This is a genomic window from Lysinibacillus sp. EB271-A1-10B (genome assembly GCF_058791335.1).
In genome coordinates this window covers 28,060-45,059 of record NZ_JBYTDL010000014.1, presented here as the reverse complement: position 1 = coordinate 45,059, position 17,000 = coordinate 28,060, and the positions used below count along the sequence as shown (strand labels likewise).

Annotated in this window: 20 protein-coding genes and 3 pseudogenes; 14 read left to right on the top strand and 9 right to left on the bottom strand. The window is 32.9% G+C overall.

Annotation, left to right across the window (positions count from 1 at the left end):
• Window positions 1–695 precede the first annotated feature (695 nt).
• Window positions 696–923 carry a hypothetical protein gene (locus AC3WSK_RS17170; protein WP_492414825.1) on the top strand — a complete coding sequence of 76 codons (228 nt, stop codon included), beginning with the start codon at window positions 696–698 and terminating at the stop codon, window positions 921–923.
• 148 nt (window positions 924–1,071) lie between these two features.
• Here AC3WSK_RS17170 and AC3WSK_RS17165 read toward each other — a convergent pair whose 3' ends face one another.
• Window positions 1,072–1,581, bottom strand: coding sequence for a tubby C-terminal domain-like protein (locus AC3WSK_RS17165; RefSeq protein ID WP_492414824.1), 510 nt, complete (start codon window positions 1,579–1,581; stop codon window positions 1,072–1,074).
• Between the two features lie 163 nt (window positions 1,582–1,744).
• Between AC3WSK_RS17165 and AC3WSK_RS17160 the strand changes: the two are divergent.
• Window positions 1,745–2,134 (top strand): annotated as a pseudogene (locus tag AC3WSK_RS17160) (RidA family protein).
• A gap of 360 nt (window positions 2,135–2,494) precedes the next feature.
• On the opposite strand, the gene AC3WSK_RS17155 reads toward AC3WSK_RS17160, so the two are convergent.
• Entirely contained in the window at window positions 2,495–3,418 is a 924-nt protein-coding gene (locus AC3WSK_RS17155) for a VanZ family protein (protein WP_492414823.1), read from the bottom strand.
• Window positions 3,419–3,922: 504 nt separating this feature from the next.
• Here AC3WSK_RS17155 and AC3WSK_RS17150 point away from each other — a divergent pair.
• Both AC3WSK_RS17150 and AC3WSK_RS17145 read left to right on the top strand, forming a co-directional pair.
• Entirely contained in the window at window positions 3,923–4,225 is a 303-nt protein-coding gene (locus AC3WSK_RS17150; protein WP_492414822.1) for a YfzA family protein, read from the top strand.
• Window positions 4,185–4,388: a CPCC family cysteine-rich protein gene (locus AC3WSK_RS17145; protein ID WP_492414821.1), complete on the top strand. Its 204-nt coding sequence runs from the start codon at window positions 4,185–4,187 to the stop codon at window positions 4,386–4,388. Before AC3WSK_RS17150 ends, AC3WSK_RS17145 begins: the two co-directional genes overlap by 41 nt.
• An 82-nt stretch (window positions 4,389–4,470) precedes the next feature.
• Here the strand turns inward: AC3WSK_RS17145 and AC3WSK_RS17140 are convergent, their stop codons facing one another.
• Window positions 4,471–4,716 carry a YkuS family protein gene (locus AC3WSK_RS17140; protein ID WP_079560313.1) on the bottom strand — a complete coding sequence of 82 codons (246 nt, stop codon included), beginning with the start codon at window positions 4,714–4,716 and terminating at the stop codon, window positions 4,471–4,473.
• A 150-nt stretch (window positions 4,717–4,866) separates the two neighbouring features.
• On the opposite strand from AC3WSK_RS17140, the gene AC3WSK_RS17135 reads away from it, so the two are divergent.
• Complete coding sequence (locus tag AC3WSK_RS17135; protein WP_492414820.1) at window positions 4,867–5,310, top strand: hypothetical protein; 444 nt, start codon at window positions 4,867–4,869, stop codon at window positions 5,308–5,310.
• Window positions 5,311–5,385: 75 nt separating this feature from the next.
• On the opposite strand, the gene AC3WSK_RS17130 is transcribed toward AC3WSK_RS17135, so the two are convergent.
• From AC3WSK_RS17130 to AC3WSK_RS17115, 4 genes are all read right to left on the bottom strand, one after another.
• A complete protein-coding gene (locus AC3WSK_RS17130; protein ID WP_492414819.1) occupies window positions 5,386–5,697 on the bottom strand; it encodes an RNHCP domain-containing protein in 312 nt (103 codons plus the stop codon).
• Between the two features lie 469 nt (window positions 5,698–6,166).
• Window positions 6,167–7,324 carry a hypothetical protein gene (locus tag AC3WSK_RS17125; protein WP_492414818.1) on the bottom strand — a complete coding sequence of 386 codons (1,158 nt, stop codon included), beginning with the start codon at window positions 7,322–7,324 and terminating at the stop codon, window positions 6,167–6,169.
• Window positions 7,325–7,681: 357 nt separating this feature from the next.
• Window positions 7,682–8,830: a hypothetical protein gene (locus AC3WSK_RS17120; RefSeq protein WP_492414817.1), complete on the bottom strand. Its 1,149-nt coding sequence runs from the start codon at window positions 8,828–8,830 to the stop codon at window positions 7,682–7,684.
• Window positions 8,831–9,123: 293 nt separating this feature from the next.
• Window positions 9,124–10,290 (bottom strand): hypothetical protein, encoded by a 1,167-nt coding sequence (locus AC3WSK_RS17115; RefSeq protein ID WP_492414816.1) that lies wholly within the window; start codon window positions 10,288–10,290, stop codon window positions 9,124–9,126.
• Between the two features lie 193 nt (window positions 10,291–10,483).
• Between AC3WSK_RS17115 and AC3WSK_RS17110 the strand changes: the two genes are divergently transcribed.
• Together AC3WSK_RS17110 and AC3WSK_RS17105 are read left to right on the top strand one after the other, a co-directional pair.
• The gene (locus AC3WSK_RS17110) at window positions 10,484–10,678 is read left to right on the top strand and encodes a transmembrane Fragile-X-F protein (RefSeq protein ID WP_492414815.1); all 195 of its coding nucleotides are present in this window, start codon (window positions 10,484–10,486) and stop codon (window positions 10,676–10,678) included.
• Between the two features lie 15 nt (window positions 10,679–10,693).
• Window positions 10,694–11,005, top strand: coding sequence for a hypothetical protein (locus AC3WSK_RS17105; RefSeq protein WP_492414814.1), 312 nt, complete (start codon window positions 10,694–10,696; stop codon window positions 11,003–11,005).
• Between the two features lie 168 nt (window positions 11,006–11,173).
• On the opposite strand, the gene AC3WSK_RS17100 is transcribed toward AC3WSK_RS17105, so the two are convergent.
• Complete coding sequence (locus AC3WSK_RS17100; protein WP_079560320.1) at window positions 11,174–11,749, bottom strand: LOG family protein; 576 nt, start codon at window positions 11,747–11,749, stop codon at window positions 11,174–11,176.
• 142 nt (window positions 11,750–11,891) lie between these two features.
• Here AC3WSK_RS17100 and AC3WSK_RS17095 point away from each other — a divergent pair, with 142 nt between their 5' ends.
• From AC3WSK_RS17095 to AC3WSK_RS17065, 7 genes and pseudogenes are all read left to right on the top strand, one after another.
• Window positions 11,892–12,209, top strand: coding sequence for a MazG nucleotide pyrophosphohydrolase domain-containing protein (locus tag AC3WSK_RS17095; RefSeq protein WP_079560382.1), 318 nt, complete (start codon window positions 11,892–11,894; stop codon window positions 12,207–12,209).
• A 25-nt stretch (window positions 12,210–12,234) separates the two neighbouring features.
• Window positions 12,235–12,678, top strand: a complete 444-nt coding sequence (locus AC3WSK_RS17090) for a GNAT family N-acetyltransferase (RefSeq protein WP_492414813.1) — start codon at window positions 12,235–12,237, stop codon at window positions 12,676–12,678.
• A 64-nt stretch (window positions 12,679–12,742) separates the two neighbouring features.
• Window positions 12,743–13,024, top strand: a pseudogene (locus AC3WSK_RS17085) (phosphotransferase); the annotation flags it as partial.
• Between the two features lie 489 nt (window positions 13,025–13,513).
• Window positions 13,514–13,840 carry a hypothetical protein gene (locus tag AC3WSK_RS17080; RefSeq protein ID WP_139376944.1) on the top strand — a complete coding sequence of 109 codons (327 nt, stop codon included), beginning with the start codon at window positions 13,514–13,516 and terminating at the stop codon, window positions 13,838–13,840.
• Between the two features lie 237 nt (window positions 13,841–14,077).
• Window positions 14,078–14,502: pseudogene (locus AC3WSK_RS17075) on the top strand (suppressor of fused domain protein).
• A 125-nt stretch (window positions 14,503–14,627) separates the two neighbouring features.
• Window positions 14,628–14,768, top strand: a complete 141-nt coding sequence (locus tag AC3WSK_RS17070; RefSeq protein WP_492414812.1) for a hypothetical protein — start codon at window positions 14,628–14,630, stop codon at window positions 14,766–14,768.
• Window positions 14,769–15,225: 457 nt separating this feature from the next.
• Complete coding sequence (locus AC3WSK_RS17065; RefSeq protein ID WP_492414811.1) at window positions 15,226–15,732, top strand: hypothetical protein; 507 nt, start codon at window positions 15,226–15,228, stop codon at window positions 15,730–15,732.
• 79 nt (window positions 15,733–15,811) lie between these two features.
• Here AC3WSK_RS17065 and AC3WSK_RS17060 read toward each other — a convergent pair whose 3' ends face one another.
• Window positions 15,812–16,984, bottom strand: coding sequence for a multidrug effflux MFS transporter (locus AC3WSK_RS17060; RefSeq protein ID WP_492414810.1), 1,173 nt, complete (start codon window positions 16,982–16,984; stop codon window positions 15,812–15,814).
• Window positions 16,985–17,000: the final 16 nt, after the last annotated feature.

Here is a 17,000-nt window from a genome sequence, read left to right as displayed (position 1 = left end):
ATCAAACTCAAAAATGAAAGCGCCTTTAATTATCGGTGCTTTTTTATTATGTATAACGGGTTATAGTTTCATTTTTGGAGAAATATGCAACAAATCTAATAGTTTTATCGTTATTATATTTAATCATACTGAGAAATCAGAGTTCAATACTCTCGTTTTGTTAAGGAGTGTGAAATGGATATTAAGTCATTTCTTCAATATGTATCTTATGTAGTTTATTTTTTAATTGTGTCTATCTTAACCTACTATATGCAATGGATAACTGTACTTTTTGTGGGCAGTATACGTTTTACAGCTGCAGATAGTTTTCCAGGAGATTTGAGTCGCTCTTCTTTAGCCATAATGAGCTTCGTGTTTTCTATCATGCATTTTGTTGTATTAACAATATATTTACTTCTACATAATATACTGGTGTCTTTATTTAAAATTAAGTTTCACTATAAGATTGCGTTGGTGTTCAATACCGTTATTGCTGTCAGTTTAATTATTTATTTTATTATTATGTTTTTATATTGAGCCCATAATCCTAACTTTATCAACATAAATATGAGTACCGTACTGTGCAGTAAAAACAATTTAACAAAGCAGAGGTAAAGTAATATTATTTGTCATGCAAAAATAGATGTGGCTTTTTATTATGCTCATATTTCTTGTCATTCCAATCCATTATATAGATAGATGGGAGGTGTTGACTTATGGAGTATGAATATAAAGTGAAGTTTTACTATAACGAAGGTCATGAAGAAGAGTATAAAATCAAGAATAATATTGAACAAGAAACATTTACAGAAGAAATTTCTAATGGGTTCAATGAGAAACCTTGGTATTCATTTACTGAAACAGAACATTATAAAACGATTTTAATTAGTACAATAGATGTTTACAAAATAGTAGTAGAAAAAAACACTTTAGAATTTGATTAATCAAATGTATGTAGTCACACCCTCTAAAAAGGTGTGGCTTTTTTCTTTGGAAGGATGAAATAAATTTTAATGCGCTGTTATTAAGGCAGGATTAATTTTGTGTAGAATCAATTTTCATTAAAGCGCACGAAAAATAACTGTTTCATTTTTAATATACAAATGTTTGATACATGATAGCAATTAGAGAGGCGATGTCATCATTGATAGCTTCAATGTGGATGCGATTCGTTAAATTTGTATTTGTACTATCTAAATTTCTAATAGTAGCGATTTTTTCACCATTTAACTTTAATGTTCCTGCATAAGTATAGTCTTTCTCAAATTGGTACACGTCTCCGTTAAGCTTAAAAGATTGCATCTTTTCAATTAATTGCACACGATTTTGTTTAATTGCAATTTTTTTCGATGTTTTGCTGCTATAAAGCGTATAACGAACACCTGTAAATACGCAATCAATTTTGTATATTGGATGATTATCGATTGAAAAAGCATTATAGCAGTAGGGCATTCCATATCGGAGAAACATATGAAACAGTTGTGTTAGGATACGATGGCGATTTTTTTTGAGAATACTAATAACTTTGTTGTCCTTGTTAAAAATGGGAATACTTGTGTAATAGGAATCTAATTCTGGGATGCTATATGAATAAATCTGCAAAGATGTCTCTCCTCTATGATCTCTCTTAAATAATTACATTTTAATATGCATTGATATCCCTGTTCAAATATGTTGTACCGTAATTAGTTACGAATTGATTTTCTGTTATAATAAAATGCAGAATTTTTTCGACAAAAACAAAAAAATAAAGGAATGGTGCATTTTGAAAATTTCAAGAAACCCAGAAACGGTACATAAACCCGTAGCACCGTACGTACACCAAATAGAGGTCACTGGGCCTCAGAAGTGGCTTAATATGTCGGGTCAGTTAGGATTAGAAGTAGATGGGACAGTACCTGAGAATCCATTAGAATAATTACAGTTAGCATTGGAGAATATAAAAAGAAACCTTGAATCTGCTGAGATGGATGTTAGTGATTTAACAAAGTTGGTTTTTTACTTAGTTGGTGACTTTGAAGCAGAGCAACGAAGAAAAATTATTGGCGATTTTTTAGGTGAACATCTCCTTTGTACGACAATGATTTATGTAGTAGCTCTGGCAGCACCAGTCTTTAAAGTAGAGGTTGATGCTTGGGCGTGTAAAGATATTTAAATTTATTGAGCGCATTATGCTAGGGGGCTTTTCTATATAAGATGAAACTAGGAGCAAAGAAGGTTTTTATGTTTAACTATTATTTTAAAGCTACAGTTGCAATTTGACGGGATTCTCAATTGCTATGTGAAATTCAGTACCTTTCAAAATTAGTTGTCACGAAGTTTTTACGATTCAACAACGTTGAAATAAAAAATATACAATAAACGAAGTGAAGCCAAATACTCAATTAATTTTGAGCCCAAGCTTCACTTTGTTTATGGACGTAAGAGAACATCCAGTATGGTATAAAGAAGAAAAAGAATAAAGCCTTCTTCTCGTTTAGAAAGATGCAATTATTCCGATGCGAAATGAATCACTCTATTCCCACCAATGTTTCAGTTCTGTGAAGCCTACATCCCATAGCATTATATTACCTGTGATCATAATAGTCATTTTTTTGGCTTCATAATATAACGGAATTTCTAATGGCATTTCAATTGTTTCGGATTCTTCTTTCAAATTCACTTCATTTTTTTGAAATATTACATTTCCATCCGTAATTATAGTCACTTCACCTTTGAATTCCTCTTGATCGGGAATGCCGATGTTTAGATAAAATATTAACTCCTCTTTATTTTCAATAGTATATGTATAGGTTTTGGTAGTGTTTTCTTTATTACTATATAAATTGTATTGAGGTTCTATTTTATTACCAGCTACAGAGAAAGTCGGTAAATCGTTCGTTAGTGGTTTATCTCCTGTGACTTCTTTAATAGCATCCAAGGGTTGTACCGGACTTACTCGTTTATCTAAAACTTCAGAGACAATCATTACGCCAACTAACAGTATAATGGCAGTTAAGGAAGAAGCAAGGAGTTTTTTTAAAGTCAGGTTTGAAGTGAAACCAACTTTGTATACAACATATCCAATTGTTGCACCTATACTATTTGAAATAACATCATTTACATCAAAAGTCCCGAGATACATTAAAGATTGAATCGTTTCCAATCCAAGAATCACGATAATGAACCATCCTATAAATTTTTTATAATCAATTTGATTGAGTAAAGGAAATAAGATACCAAAGGGGATAAATGCTGCTATATTTCCGAAATCGTATAACCAAGAAAACGTAAATCTAGGAAAATTCAAAGGAACGTCTGATGGGACGAGCAGAAATTCGTAGCCGGCGCTTTTGTATTCTTCATAACCGTCTAGACGATTAAAGCCTAAGAACATGAAGTATAAGATCAGACCTGTGTAAAGAATAGTAATCACCATAATTAAATTTCGTTTTTTCATTTTTTTAACTCCTTTTCACACGATACCTCTTGTCATTGTACGAACTACCTTATGTCCTTAACTTTTCCCCAGTATGGAGTGCTTATATTTCATGTAGTATTCTTATAAAATCAAGTGGCAGTATCATTATTATAAATGGAAATAATTAATAATTATTGAGGGTATTTATGAAGATTTCTTAAGAAATTGCAATACTAAACTTTCTATAAATGCTGTGGAGCAATGAAATGGATTGTGTAGTAGGGGGAAGTATTATGATTCAAAAAGAATATAAGTGAAATGAGGGTGAGGAAGCTAGTCTTTATTCAATAAATTTTCTTGCTAAATCAGATGTGGGGTGATGAAAGGCTAACTGATTAATGGTAAATATGTTGTATGTATCTAAGTCATTGTTGAATGGAATGTAAAAGGCGGAAGGTGTTAAGAGTATTTGTTTAATATTGGTATTTAACCCTTGATTTTACGTATATTTGTAAATAGAATTAAATAGAGGGAGGGAATTACTTGGCTAATAAACAACATCATACTCCATTTTTGAAAAAACCTTGGGTATCTTCTATTGGTGTATTTGTATTGTCGCAAATAATCTTTGTTACATTTGAAGCAACAGGATGGATTCCTAATTATCGAGATACTAGTGGAACGCTATTTGGACGAATTACTGAATCTCCAATTTTCAAAGAGTGGTTTACCTTTTATGAAACAAAAAATTTCAATTTACTTACTATCTTTTTTGGCATTGTCTTTTTAGTGCCCGGAGTAATCGGTGCGTTCAAAAACGTCTTTTCACCAAGTCTACAAAAGTAATACTTGTTCATGTTGTGGGCATCTAACATTAGATGAGGAACGACCGTATACATTTGGAATTTGTAGGATTTGCTTCTGGGAAGATGATGGGCTTCAATTCACAAAGCCAATTCCGGACGCAATATGCAGAGGCATATATGATTCGAATTGGCGAATTTATTAATGTCCATTCTATAATCGACATATACATTAAAAGGTGCTGTGCTATAGTCAACAAAGCTATAGCGACAGCACCTAGTTATTTATTAGTGGAAATATTTGTCGACACGTTGAATGACTTCGTCAGCAGAAAGACCATCAGCGTCAATAACAGGCCCTGCCATGACAGGATCGCTAATTCCCATGATATCTCTATCTTGCCCAGTGATTACACAAGCATCACATTTTTTTGCATCCTCTTCAGTACGAAGCTGAATAACTTCATAACCTTTTGCTTTTAAAGCGTCTTCAACGTTTGTTAATGATTGTTCTACACCAATTATTCTAGTCATTATTCTTCCACCTCCTATATGTAATGTGTCATATAGGATTGCTAATTATTCACTACATTCATTTTTTTGTTATACATAATTAAAAACGCCTCAAAATTGAATTGAATTTAAATCAAAGAATAAAATTTAATATTAGGAGAGATCTTTTAAATGGGAAGACTACAGAAAACAATATTTAGTCTTTTATTTATTGTCGCCTTTGTATGGATTATGATGCTAATTATTGCCGGACCACCCAAGCCTGTTGTTTTGTCAGAAGGTAAGGAAGTATCAATAGTACAAGGTTCCTATTGTTGGCAAGGCTTTATAAATAATAGATGTGTTGATAAAATCCCACCACCTGAAATTATTGCTAATAATAATATTGTTCCGTTTCCTGTTTCACCGCAAAGTGAAATTAATATTAATTTTAAGAAAGCACCTATTGAGGGAATAGAAGTTGATAAATGGTTAGGCAACGGTGAAATAGAGGTAGTAAAAGTACAAGGTGATGTTTTCTCTGTACCGAAAGAAAAGGGGACGTATATTTATAGTGTTTTCGGTAGTTGGGATAAGGGTAGTTCTTCTTATATTTTTGCTATAGAAGTAAAATGAATACGTTAAAAATGGCTTATTATGAAAAAAAGACACATTGAAGTTTATTTCCATGCGTCTTTTATAAATACTTAACTAAATGATCGATTGCATAAAGTGAATAATTTGATCCTCTTGAATGGAATCAACAGCAACTTTATTTCGACTCTTTTTTTGACATTTTGTACATTGATGGATAAGTTGAAAGCCTTTTTTTCCAGTATAATCGACTCCAATTGGTCTCATCAAACTTTTACAAGTACTCGCTCTGTCACCAGGAATATTATCCATATGTTTCGAAAACAAACAATTTGGACAATGATTTCTGAAGCTGCCGTTGCTTAATGGTTCAACCATCGTACTACAATTTTCACATTGAAATGCTGTATTCTCATTTTTTCTACTCAATTGCTCTTCCTCCAAAATGTTATTTCAACATTGAAGGAAGGGTTCCGTTTTCTTTTTCTGCAATAGCAGTATCAGGCTTTTATAGGGAATGTACGAATTCACCGTCTTGCTCTTCAAAACGATTACTTCTAGTTCCTGCTTCACAAAGACTTATTTCATCCTTTGATCCGGACCACGATTGATTTTATGTTTTTGTGTCAACCACTGTAAGACGGACTGCTCCATCTTCCACTAGTAGGTGTTCTCCTATAATCACTGACTTCGGCATTCGTCCCCTAACGAGCAATTGTTTTGAATAGATCAAACGTCAATCTATCACCCCTTATAATATGGCATTTATTTAAAGGGTAACAAATATATTGAAATATTTAAATAGTCTGTACATGGTGGTGAAGCAAACTTTTGATCTAAAAAGGGGGCTCCCAACGATCTTTTCTAAATAATTGTTGAGACGCCCCGATTCGTTTACTTATTGTGAAATGAAATCTTGGCCGTTAATTGTTATTTTTGAAGCAGAGATTAGATTAGCTTTATTTGCTTCAAAATATGGCTCTAAAATAGTGTAAAATGCTTCCCATTTTTCTTCAATCTTTGCTGAATCTTCTTTGCCATCTAGCTTTAAGATTTCTTCATAAAGTTGTTTTAATTGTTTGCTATCCGCTTTATTAACTTTGAATTCAAAGCTAGACATATATTCTTCAAACGTTTGAGGTATTATGAATTGACCAAGGATGTCGTGGAATTCAAGCCAGATTTCACTAAATAAATCATAATTTTCTTCTCTTTCTGCTTTTCGTACATCTGCATAAATAATTTTAAGTTTTGCTATAGTTTCAGTAGGGATTTCTAATAAGTCTAAGCGTCCGATATATTCTTCAAATGTTGGAGTTGGATATAGCTCATCAAGATATGGTTGGAGTATTTTATTAAATCCTTTCATTTTTTCCTTAGCCTTTTCCTCTTGACCATCTTTTTCAAGCTTTACCCATTCTTCATAAATAGCTTTAAGCTCTTTTTTATCATTTTCTGCAATAACTATATTGTTCTCACTAAATCCGTAGTCTTTTAGAAACTCTTCAAAAGGTTGGGGCTGCCAATTAGCTAAATAATATGGCTTCGTGATTTTATGCATTTCTTCATAAATTTTATTCATTTCTTCATATTTCTTTTCAGCTTCGTCCATCTTTTTATTTGTTATCGCATTTGAAGCTTCTTTTTCTAGCTTCTTCACTTCACTAAACATTTTTTCTAATTTTGTTAACTCTTCATTTGGTACATTTTTAGGCAAGTCTTTTTTATACACTTCGAAAGTGTAGAAGTCTGCATAATTCTCGACTACTCCGCCTTCAACTGTGATTTCCTGTCCTGCTACTAATTTCATTTGTTCTAGTTGTTCCTCAGAAAATTTAAAGAAACTAATAAAGTAATTTTTACCATCTCTACCTTGTAAGTTAATCCCGTCTCCGTGGACGCTTTTAATCGTTCCTGTAATTTGTTGTTCCATTTGAACAGTGACACCATTTGTTGGTTCTACTGAAGTAGCTCCTGCTTGTAGAGGCGTTAGAACAGCCATTCCTATTGTTAGTGCTGATGCAATCATCCAAGATTTTTTAATTGGTTTTTTCATGATCATATCTCCCTTTTTTTTACTCTGGAACACATTGTTTCCAATATTTAGACGAATTACCAAATGAAAGGTTCGTTATTTTTTTGGAAAGATACAATTTTCCAATTTTCCAAGATTCCATTTTAAATGTTTAAATAGGGTATAACAATAAAGCTTGAGCAGTACCAATAGTACAAGGTACATATTGTTGGAAATGAATGTGTTAATCAATTCCACCACCAGCATATGGGTGAAATCGAGGTAGAAGGGGAGGTATATTTATCGTATTTCAGGAAGGGGGACTAAATTATTGTAGAACCAAAAAAAGGGAATCCCAACAGTCATATTAATGATTGTTGAGACACCCCGATTTTTTTCTTATTGCGGTAGGTATTCTTGGCCGTTAATTATTAGTTTAGAAGCAGAGATTAGGATTTCTTTAGATGCTTCAAAATACGGGTCTAAAATAGTGTAAAATGCTTCCCATTTCTCTTCAATTTTTGCTTCTTCTGCTTTTTTATCTAGCTTTAAGATTTCTTCATAAAGCTGTTTTAATTGCTTGCTATCCGCTTCACTAACTTTGAATTCATAGTCAGCCATGTATTCATCAAATGTTTGAGGCTTTATGAACTGATCAATGATGTCATAGAATTCCCCGTAAAGTTTTTCTTGTAAGTCATAATTGTCACCTTTATCTGCTTTTTGGATATCCTCATAAATCGTTTTTAGTTTTGCTAAAGTTTCAGCAGGGATATCTACTAAATTGAATTCTTTTATATATTCTTCAAATATTTGAGGTGGATTAAGTTCTTCAAAATATGGATCGAGAATTTCGTAAAATTCATTCATTTTTTCTGTAGCCTTATCCTCTTGATCATCTTTTTGAAGTTTTACCCATTCTTCATAAATAGCTTTAAGCTGTTTTTTATCATTTTCTGCAATAATTACATTTTTATCTCCGAATCCAAATTCCTCCATATATTCTTCAAACGTTTGAGGCTGCCAATTAGCTAATATATAAGGTTTTGTAATTTTATGCATCTCCTCATATACTTTTCCAATTTCCTCAAATTTCTTGTCAAACTCTTCTTCTGTCATGTCATCTGAAATTTCTTTTTGCAACTTCTTCACTTCATTAAACATTTTTTCTAATTTTGTTAGCTCTTCATTTGTTACTTCTTTAGGTAATGACCTTTTATAAATCTCGAACGTGTAGAAGTCTGTATAACTCTCTACTACACCGCCTTCAACTGTGATATCCTGTCCTTCTACTAATTTCATTTGTCCTAGTTGTTCTTCAGAAAATTTATAGAAACTAATATAGTAGTTTTTACCGTCTCTACCTTTTAAGTCAACCCCGGATTCGCCAATGCTTTTAATCGTTCCTGTAATTTGTTGTTCAATTTGAACAGTAACACCATTTGCTGGTTCTACTGATGTAGCTCCTGCTTGTAGTGGCGTTAAAACAGCCATTCCTATTGTTAGTGCTGAAACAATCATCCAAGATTTTTTAATTGGTTTTTTCATGATCATATCTCCCTTTTTTTACTTTGGAACTCGATGTTTCCAATATTTAGACGAATTACCAAATGAAAAGGTTCGTTGTTTTTTGAAAAATTTTTAAACATTTCATAAAATAGTGAGTTTGTTAATAATTTTCACTACCTGCCTATGAATGTATCGAAGGAGAAGGGAGAAGGGGTTAAATCTATCATATTTATGGAAGGTAGTTTTAAAAGAAGTTCTTTTATTGTGGAATCAACAAAAAAGGGATCCCAACAATCATTTTAATGATTGTTGAGACACCCCGATTCTTTTATTTATTGAGGTAGGTAAACTTGGCCGTTAATTGTTAGTTTAGAAGCTGAGATTAGAATATCTTTATTTGCTATAATATATGGCTCCAAAATAGTATTGAATGCTTCCCATTTCTCTTTAATTTTCGCTTGTTCTTCTTTTTTATCTAACTTTGAGATTTCCTCATAAAGCTGTTTTAATTGCTTTCTATCCGCTTTATTAATTTTGAATTGATAGACAGCCATGTATTTTTCAAACGTTGGAAGTACTCTAAACTGATCAATGATGTTATAGAATTCCCCCATAAGTTTTCTCATTAATTTGGAATTGTCATCTCCTACTGCTTTTCGGTAATCTTCATAAATAGTTTTTAGTTTCGCTAAATCTTCAGCAGAGATATCTAAATTAATGCCTTCAATGTATTCTTCAAATGTTTGAAGTGGTGGATGAAGTTGGTCGGAATATGGTTTGAGGATTTTGTGGAATTTTTCCATTTTTTCATTAGCCTCATCTATTTGAACATTTTTTTCAAGCTTTACCCACTCTTCATAAATAGCTTTGAGCTCTTTTTTGTCATTTTCTGTAATAGTTATATTTCTTTCAATAAATCTGTTTTCTTCTATAAACTCTTCAAATGGCTGAGGCTGCCAACTTGCTATAGTATATGGCCTTTCGATTTTATATATAGCTTCATAAATTTTTGTGATTTCTTCATATTTCTCGTCAAACTCTTCTTGTGTCATTTCACCCATTTCAGCCTGCAATTTTATTTCCAACTTCGTCAATTCATTAAACATTTTCTCTAATTTTGTTAGCTCTTCATTTGGTACATCTTTAGGCAATCTCTCCTTTTTATACACTTCGAAAGTGATAAAGTCTGAATGACTCTCTACTACACCACCTTCAGCTGTAATTTCCTGTCCTTCTACTAAGTTCATTTTTTCTCGTTGTTCTTTAGAAAACTTATAGAAACTGATATAGTAGTTTTTACCGTCTCTACCTTTTAAGTAAACCCCGGATCCGTCAATGTTAAAGCCTGTAATCGTTCCTGTAATTTGTTGTTCGATCTGAACTGTAACACCATTTATTGGTTCTACTGAAGTAGCTCCTGCTTGAAGTGGCGTCAGAACGGCCATCCCTATTGTTAATGCTGAAGCAATCATCCAAGATTTTTTAATTGGTTTTTTCATGATTATATCTCCCTTTTTAATTTGGAAATCACAATTTCCAATATTTAGACGAATTACCAAATAAAAAGTTTCGTCATGTATTGAAAGAAGTTTAAAAGTTTAAAATGTTCCATATAAGTGCTTAAATGTTTGTATAACAATTAAATTGAATGGCGGAATTTAGATAGTATTATTTTGGATAGGTGGTGCGAACTTGGGAATTGCTGAAGTATTAACAATTTTCTTTGTAGTATTAAAACTTTCGGGTGTTATTGCATGGTCTTGGTGGTTAGTTCTTTTGCCAGCAATCATATCTTTTAGCATGTACGCATTGATTTTGGTGCTGAAGTTAGTCATGGTGTTAATAGCCGTAGTGGCAGTGAAAAAACGTAGTCGAGGAATTAAATAAAGGAGATGGATACTAATGATTAAAGCTGTGATTTTTGATTTATATGGGACATTGTTAAATCGGGATAGTTTTGTTCGCTCATTTATAGATCAGCAATACGAGCGATTAAAACCACATCTACCACATATTTTAAAAGAGAATTATGTTCATCGCTTTATTGAGCTCGATAATCATGGATATGTATGGAAAGATAAAGTCTATCAGCAATTAATCGAAGAGTATTCTATAATGTTGTCTCCGCAAGAGATGTTAAATTATGTTGTAAATGGCTTTGCAGACTTTAATGTTATAGCTAACGAGGGAACTCGCAGATGGAAAAGCACATAGACGGTGGTGAATCAAAGTATGTCTCAATTATTATTAAATCAGGTGAAATAACAAGAAAGGTATGAAATTATCAACAACATGAAAAAACAGCTGAATGCATATGTTCAGCTGTTTTTTGAGTATGTAAGATAAAACATTTGAATAGAATCCATACAAAATCCTTTTACCTCATTTATTTGTTTGATATGTTTTGACTGCAGGAGGAACATAGGCTTCACATTTATCTAGTAGTGCCGCAACGTCTTCATCGACAAGTAGTGCATTTCTAGATTGGGCTTGTAAAAATTGTTCGTTTTGCATATGGTCAAATAACCCAATGAGTAAATCATAATAATGATTGATATTTAAAATACCACAAGGCTTTTGCAGAAGGCCGATTTGATTCCAAGTGAATACTTCAAATAATTCTTCTAACGTACCAGGTCCTCCAGGTAAAGCAATAAAGCCGTCAGCTAGTTCCATCATTTTGCTTTTGCGTTCATGCATAGAATTGACGACAATTAGCTCTGTTAAATTTTTATGAGAAATTTCACGCTCCTCTAATAACGTCGGAATAACCCCGATGACCTTGCCACCTTCACGCAGAACCGTGTCTGCTACTGTTCCCATCACACCGACACTTGCTCCACCATATATTAACGTAATATTACGTCTTGCTAATTCTTTTCCTAGAAGAATTGCTCCTTCTTTATATGCCTTAGAAGCACCGATGCTTGATCCGCAAAATACTGCAATACTATTCATAATGGTTCCTCCATAACTGATAAGTTTTTTCCGCAATAACGGTTAGTGAACACTAAGTGGGGGATTAAAAAGCCCCACCGATTCACTTTTCACTTTTATAGTATAATTTAATTTTAAGAGGAAAGAAATGGAGGAAATAGAAATGGAATTAAATGAGTTTCAAAAATTCGTGAAAGATTATTATGATGCACGTGGTTGGTCTGATTTAAGTATTTTTACGCGTATTGGCTTTCTAGCTGAAGAAACTGGGGAAGTAGCAAGAGCTATACGAGCGTTGGAAATTGGTAGGGATCGACCAGATGAAAAGATTCAATCCTATGAAGAAAATAAGCAAGAATTAGTAGAGGAGCTTGGAGATGTTTTAGGGAATATTATTGTTATAGCTAATAAATATGATATTTCACTCGAAGAAATTTTCACAGCTCATCAGGAAAAACTAATGGAGCGTTATAAAGCATAGAGATACATATGGGAAGGGGAAACAAATGGATTATCAAGTAGAGATTTTATTGGAAAAACACGATGACTTTACTACGTTTTTAAATACAAAGATTAGAGAGTACAACGATGAATATTCACCGTATCATAAAGAAAGTAGAAAAAAAGGTTCTGTTCGTCCGTTAAACATAATCGTAACGGATCTTCAACAGCAATGGATTGGCGGTATCACTGCTGAGGTTTATTGGGGGTGGGTAGAAATCAATAAGTTTTGGTTCAGTCAAGAATTCCGTGGAAAAGGTATCGGGGGACAGCTACTAGCGAAAGCTGAAGAAACAGCCAAGCAAATGGGGGCTACGAAGGCTTTGTTAACTACCTATGATTTTCAAGCACGTACGTTTTATGAAGCGAGGGGTTATCAAGTAGTAGGAGAAATAAAAGATTATCCCCCTGGCAGTAGCTATTTTACAATGGTAAAAACATTGGTTTAAGAATAGAGAGGCTGTCTGATTAGCTCTTTACGACAGCCTTCTGTTATATCCTTGGATATCCAATAAATTACGTGCGGTTATTGATTTTGGGATATTGGGAGTAGGAGACCCTTCTTGCGATGCTGCAATGGCTTGGACATTTTTTGATGATACAAGCAGAAAGACATTTAAGAATGCATTGAAATTTGATGAAGAAACTTGGAATAGAGCAAGAGGTTGGGCTTTATGGAAGGCTTTAATAACCTACGACTACAATAAACATTCTAACAAAGCAGTTGCAGATGAACAATGTAATATTATCAACATAATCATTAATGATTACGAAACTGAAAAGGCGTTAAAATAGAAATTTATTGCAAGATGAGATTTCACAGAGATCTCAACTATTTCTTTTTCAACTAACGGTGCAAGTTAGTAAAAGTAGGATTTATTATTGTTCATTGCGAATAGGAATGAGGGAAAATATGGGGGTGTCAAATAAAAAGGTGCCCCTTGAATACATAAAGATTGCAAGTTTTGTTATAAGCTAACGAAGCATGGGAATTATAGGGAATAGGAGCGGATTTATATTAGTATAAAAGGTAAAAGAATCAGTTGGATATTAGGGGGATTCATTGTATTAACTATTGGTTTTATTTCTATAATCACTTGGTTTTATCCATTCTCTCCTTTCAGTGTAAAAAAGAGTTATGTCTATCATCCAGATAAGGTTTTATATGGTGGTAAAAGCTATGAAGCAATCCTGAGTGAGTTTAAAGAATCCTATAAAAAAGATTTAAATGCAGATTTAAATAACGAATATCCAAATCTTACGCTAAACCGAACACAATATGTATTGCCTATTTTTGAACAAGATTGGTTAATTAGTAAAGAATCTATCCCATTTGATGAATTGAAATTAGACAGGATGCTTCTAGATGTAAAACAAGTTAGAGAGGTTTTGCTAGAACTTGTCGTTCAAGCGGATTATACAAGTGAAGAAAGAGGATATTTAGTTAATAATATAAAAACTCTATTATCATTAGAAGATAGTATTACTCAATTAAAAAATGAAAATTACTTGTCCAGACGAGAGCTGGAAATTCAATTTCATAATCTATACGAAGAATTTATTAGTAACTTTGATTTATTCGTTACCTTTTATGAAAGGTCACACCATTGAGAAGTGTTTTTCAAATAACGGTGCAGGTAAGTTGAATAAGAATATGTAATAAAATAAGAAAAATACATAAAGAAATGTGGAATTTTAGTGAGCGTATCAATAGAAAATAAACAAATTGCTCAATTAGTACTGAAAGCATTTGGGGGTAAACCTAAAGTTTTTAAATATTGGGATAAAAATAACGAAAGTTCAATAGATATTCTTGCATCCAAAGACATTGAATTTGGCGATGATGTAATGTCATTCTCTACAATTGGTCTTTCTGATTTTTCCCTTGGTTATGAAAACATTGAAATACCGTTAAGAGTTGAATTGGTAGGTGCAAGTGATTTTGAATGCTTTCCTAATGTACTTAGTACATGTGCATTTAATATAATTAATTCTAAATTTGAATGCCATCCTGGTGCAATATATAAAGATGTAGTTAATATGTATTTGCCAAATAGTTCTATGAAACATATTTTATTGACTAGTCCATTTTTATGGAAAGATAAACTGAAAACAGTAAATTTTGAAAAAAACAAGTTGCATGGTTAATGATTATCCCCATCTCAGAAGAAGAAAAAAGTTATGCAGATAAATTTGGAGTTGAGACTCTAGAAGATCTATTCGAAGAGAAACAAATCAACGTATTTGACTTAGAGCGAAATTCAATAATTTAAATTCTAATTAAAGTAACAGGGTGCGTTAATTAGAGATCATTGAGTTACATGTGTGGCACTTTTTTCTTTTTTGCACGAACGGCACAGTTTAGTTCATTTAAAGAAAGTTAAAGAAGAGGTGAAAAATGACAAAGCGATTAAAGAAGAAAATAGAAAATAGATACAGTGTTTTAAATGAAGCCAAACGTCAAAGATATAAAAGAAAAGGCATTAGATGTATAAGATATGAGTTTTACCGATTGGAGAAAGCAATAGGTTTAAACTGACTAATGATGAAATAGCCCCTGACTACCCTTATGCTACATACTGGCTGATTGAGGCGTTTGTTTGGGAGGATTCCTCTCAATTAAGGATTTTCCCTTGTTCAAAAAATGGTGGTACTACAAGTATCTCACCAGTTCAAATGATTATATTTAATGATAAAAATGTTGAGCTGATTTTAAATACATTTAAAAAAATAGTTGAAGATATGAAGAGTGATAGGTTTTGGAATACCATTTATTAAACATAGTTCAATGCTTAATCCGTTATTGCACTAACTGGGAGCATTATTTGAATATGATAGACACCCAGAAGCAATAATTTGAGAAAAAAGCCATTATTAAAAACTTTAAGGGTATTTGTAATCTCTCTTGAATCAGTTCATGGTTCTAAAAATATATGGTTGAAAGATGACTAAAAAAACGCGCTAATGTCAACCTTATAATAAAGGGGAGATTTAGTGTGTATTCGATATCAAACTTTAAATTACTTGTTGATAAGCAGGCAGAAATTGATACTATACATCAAAACTGTGATAATTTAATACAGACAACTGTAACACCTAAAATGGATGCGGAAATTAAAACATTTTTAGATGCCGTTAATAAAAAATTAACTGAACAAGGCTTTACAATTACGGTGACATCTACTGGACTAATTGCAAATTATAATGAAGCAGTAATTAATGTTGACAAGCATTCGAAAGATTTGGAAGAGTGCTTTTTTATTAATTTGAATAGTTATGCGGAGGATCAAGTTTCCATTGTTTTAGACATTTCCGATACAATGATGCCAAAGATCTCTAATAACCTTGATGGCTATTCTGAGATTATCGAGCAAATGACCGATACATTAAAGTACGCAAAAAGTCTCGAAAAAGCCTGTAACTCACCAAAGTTGATTTATAAAACGCAAAGCAATATTATTTTTCATTCGGCTGAGGAAGTCATCAATTATTATTTTCAGTAAATAAAAGGCCACCCTAATAGATATATAGGGTGGCCAGTAAAGGAAGCGCTATTGATTTATATATTCCCGCTACAATAGTTTAATCAATAAATTTTCTTCCGAATATGAACAGGATCATCGTTAAGATGAAGAAATATAGTGGCATAATTATCAAAGAACCAGTATGCAGGAAACTCATACCTGACGTTATAAAGCTTACGAGTAAGTAATAGCCTAAGCTGAAAATCGCGCCAGCTGTCCCGATAACGTCCTGAAAGTTGACAAGCGCAAGGCTTAAGCAATTAGGTAGAGCAATTCCTGATCCTAATAACGTAATAAAAATGGTCACTAACATGCCAATTAGTAAGACAATAGTAGGCAATGGTAATGTACTAACGATTAGTAGTAATAAAGCCCCGACAGTCATAACTAAACAACCGAGATGAATAACTTTTTCTGGCTGATATTTATTGACTAGTCGTTTAGAAATCATGGCACCGATAATAGAGGCAAGAGCCACGATTATTCCAAGAAATCCATAAAGTCCAGGGGATAAATTGAAATGGTCAATAAAGATAAAAGGAGCTTCAGCGTAGTAACTAAATAACACGCCATTTATCCCACCAATGAGCAACCCAAAGACAAGAACCCTTGGAGATGAAATCATTCTTTTTACAACTGGAAAAATAGCCGTCCTTTTTCTCGTTGATTTATCTGTAGTTTCAGGAAGTCTGAAATAAGCATAGATAAACAACAAAATACTCATCGCAACGAGCACAAAGAAAACAGCTCTAAAACCAAGTGCTTGATCGACCCAACCGCCAATCAGCGGCCCTACAGCAGGAGTAAATGCAATGACTGCAGAAATTTGCGCAAACATCGCATGTCTTTTACTGCCGGATACACTTTCTCGCAAAATGGTTTGCGTAATAATGGAGCCTGTTGCTGCCCCAAAAGCTTGAATAAATCTACTTACTAATAGAAAAGTGATCGTTTCTGCGTAAAAACACATGAAACTTCCAATACCATAAAAAATTAAACCGCTTAGCATGGCCGGTCTTCGTCCAATAAAATCAGAAAGCCATCCCCAACAAAAGACACCTATAGCAAACCCTATAAAATAAATACTTAAAGTTAACTGTACAGATCGATTTGAGGCATTTAATTCATCTGAAATATCAGGTAGAGATGGTGTATAGATTGTCTCGCTAATCTGTGGAAAAGCTACAAGAACAATCATTAATAATAAAGATGGTGCTACATGTTTTTTCAACTTATTGCCCTCCTAC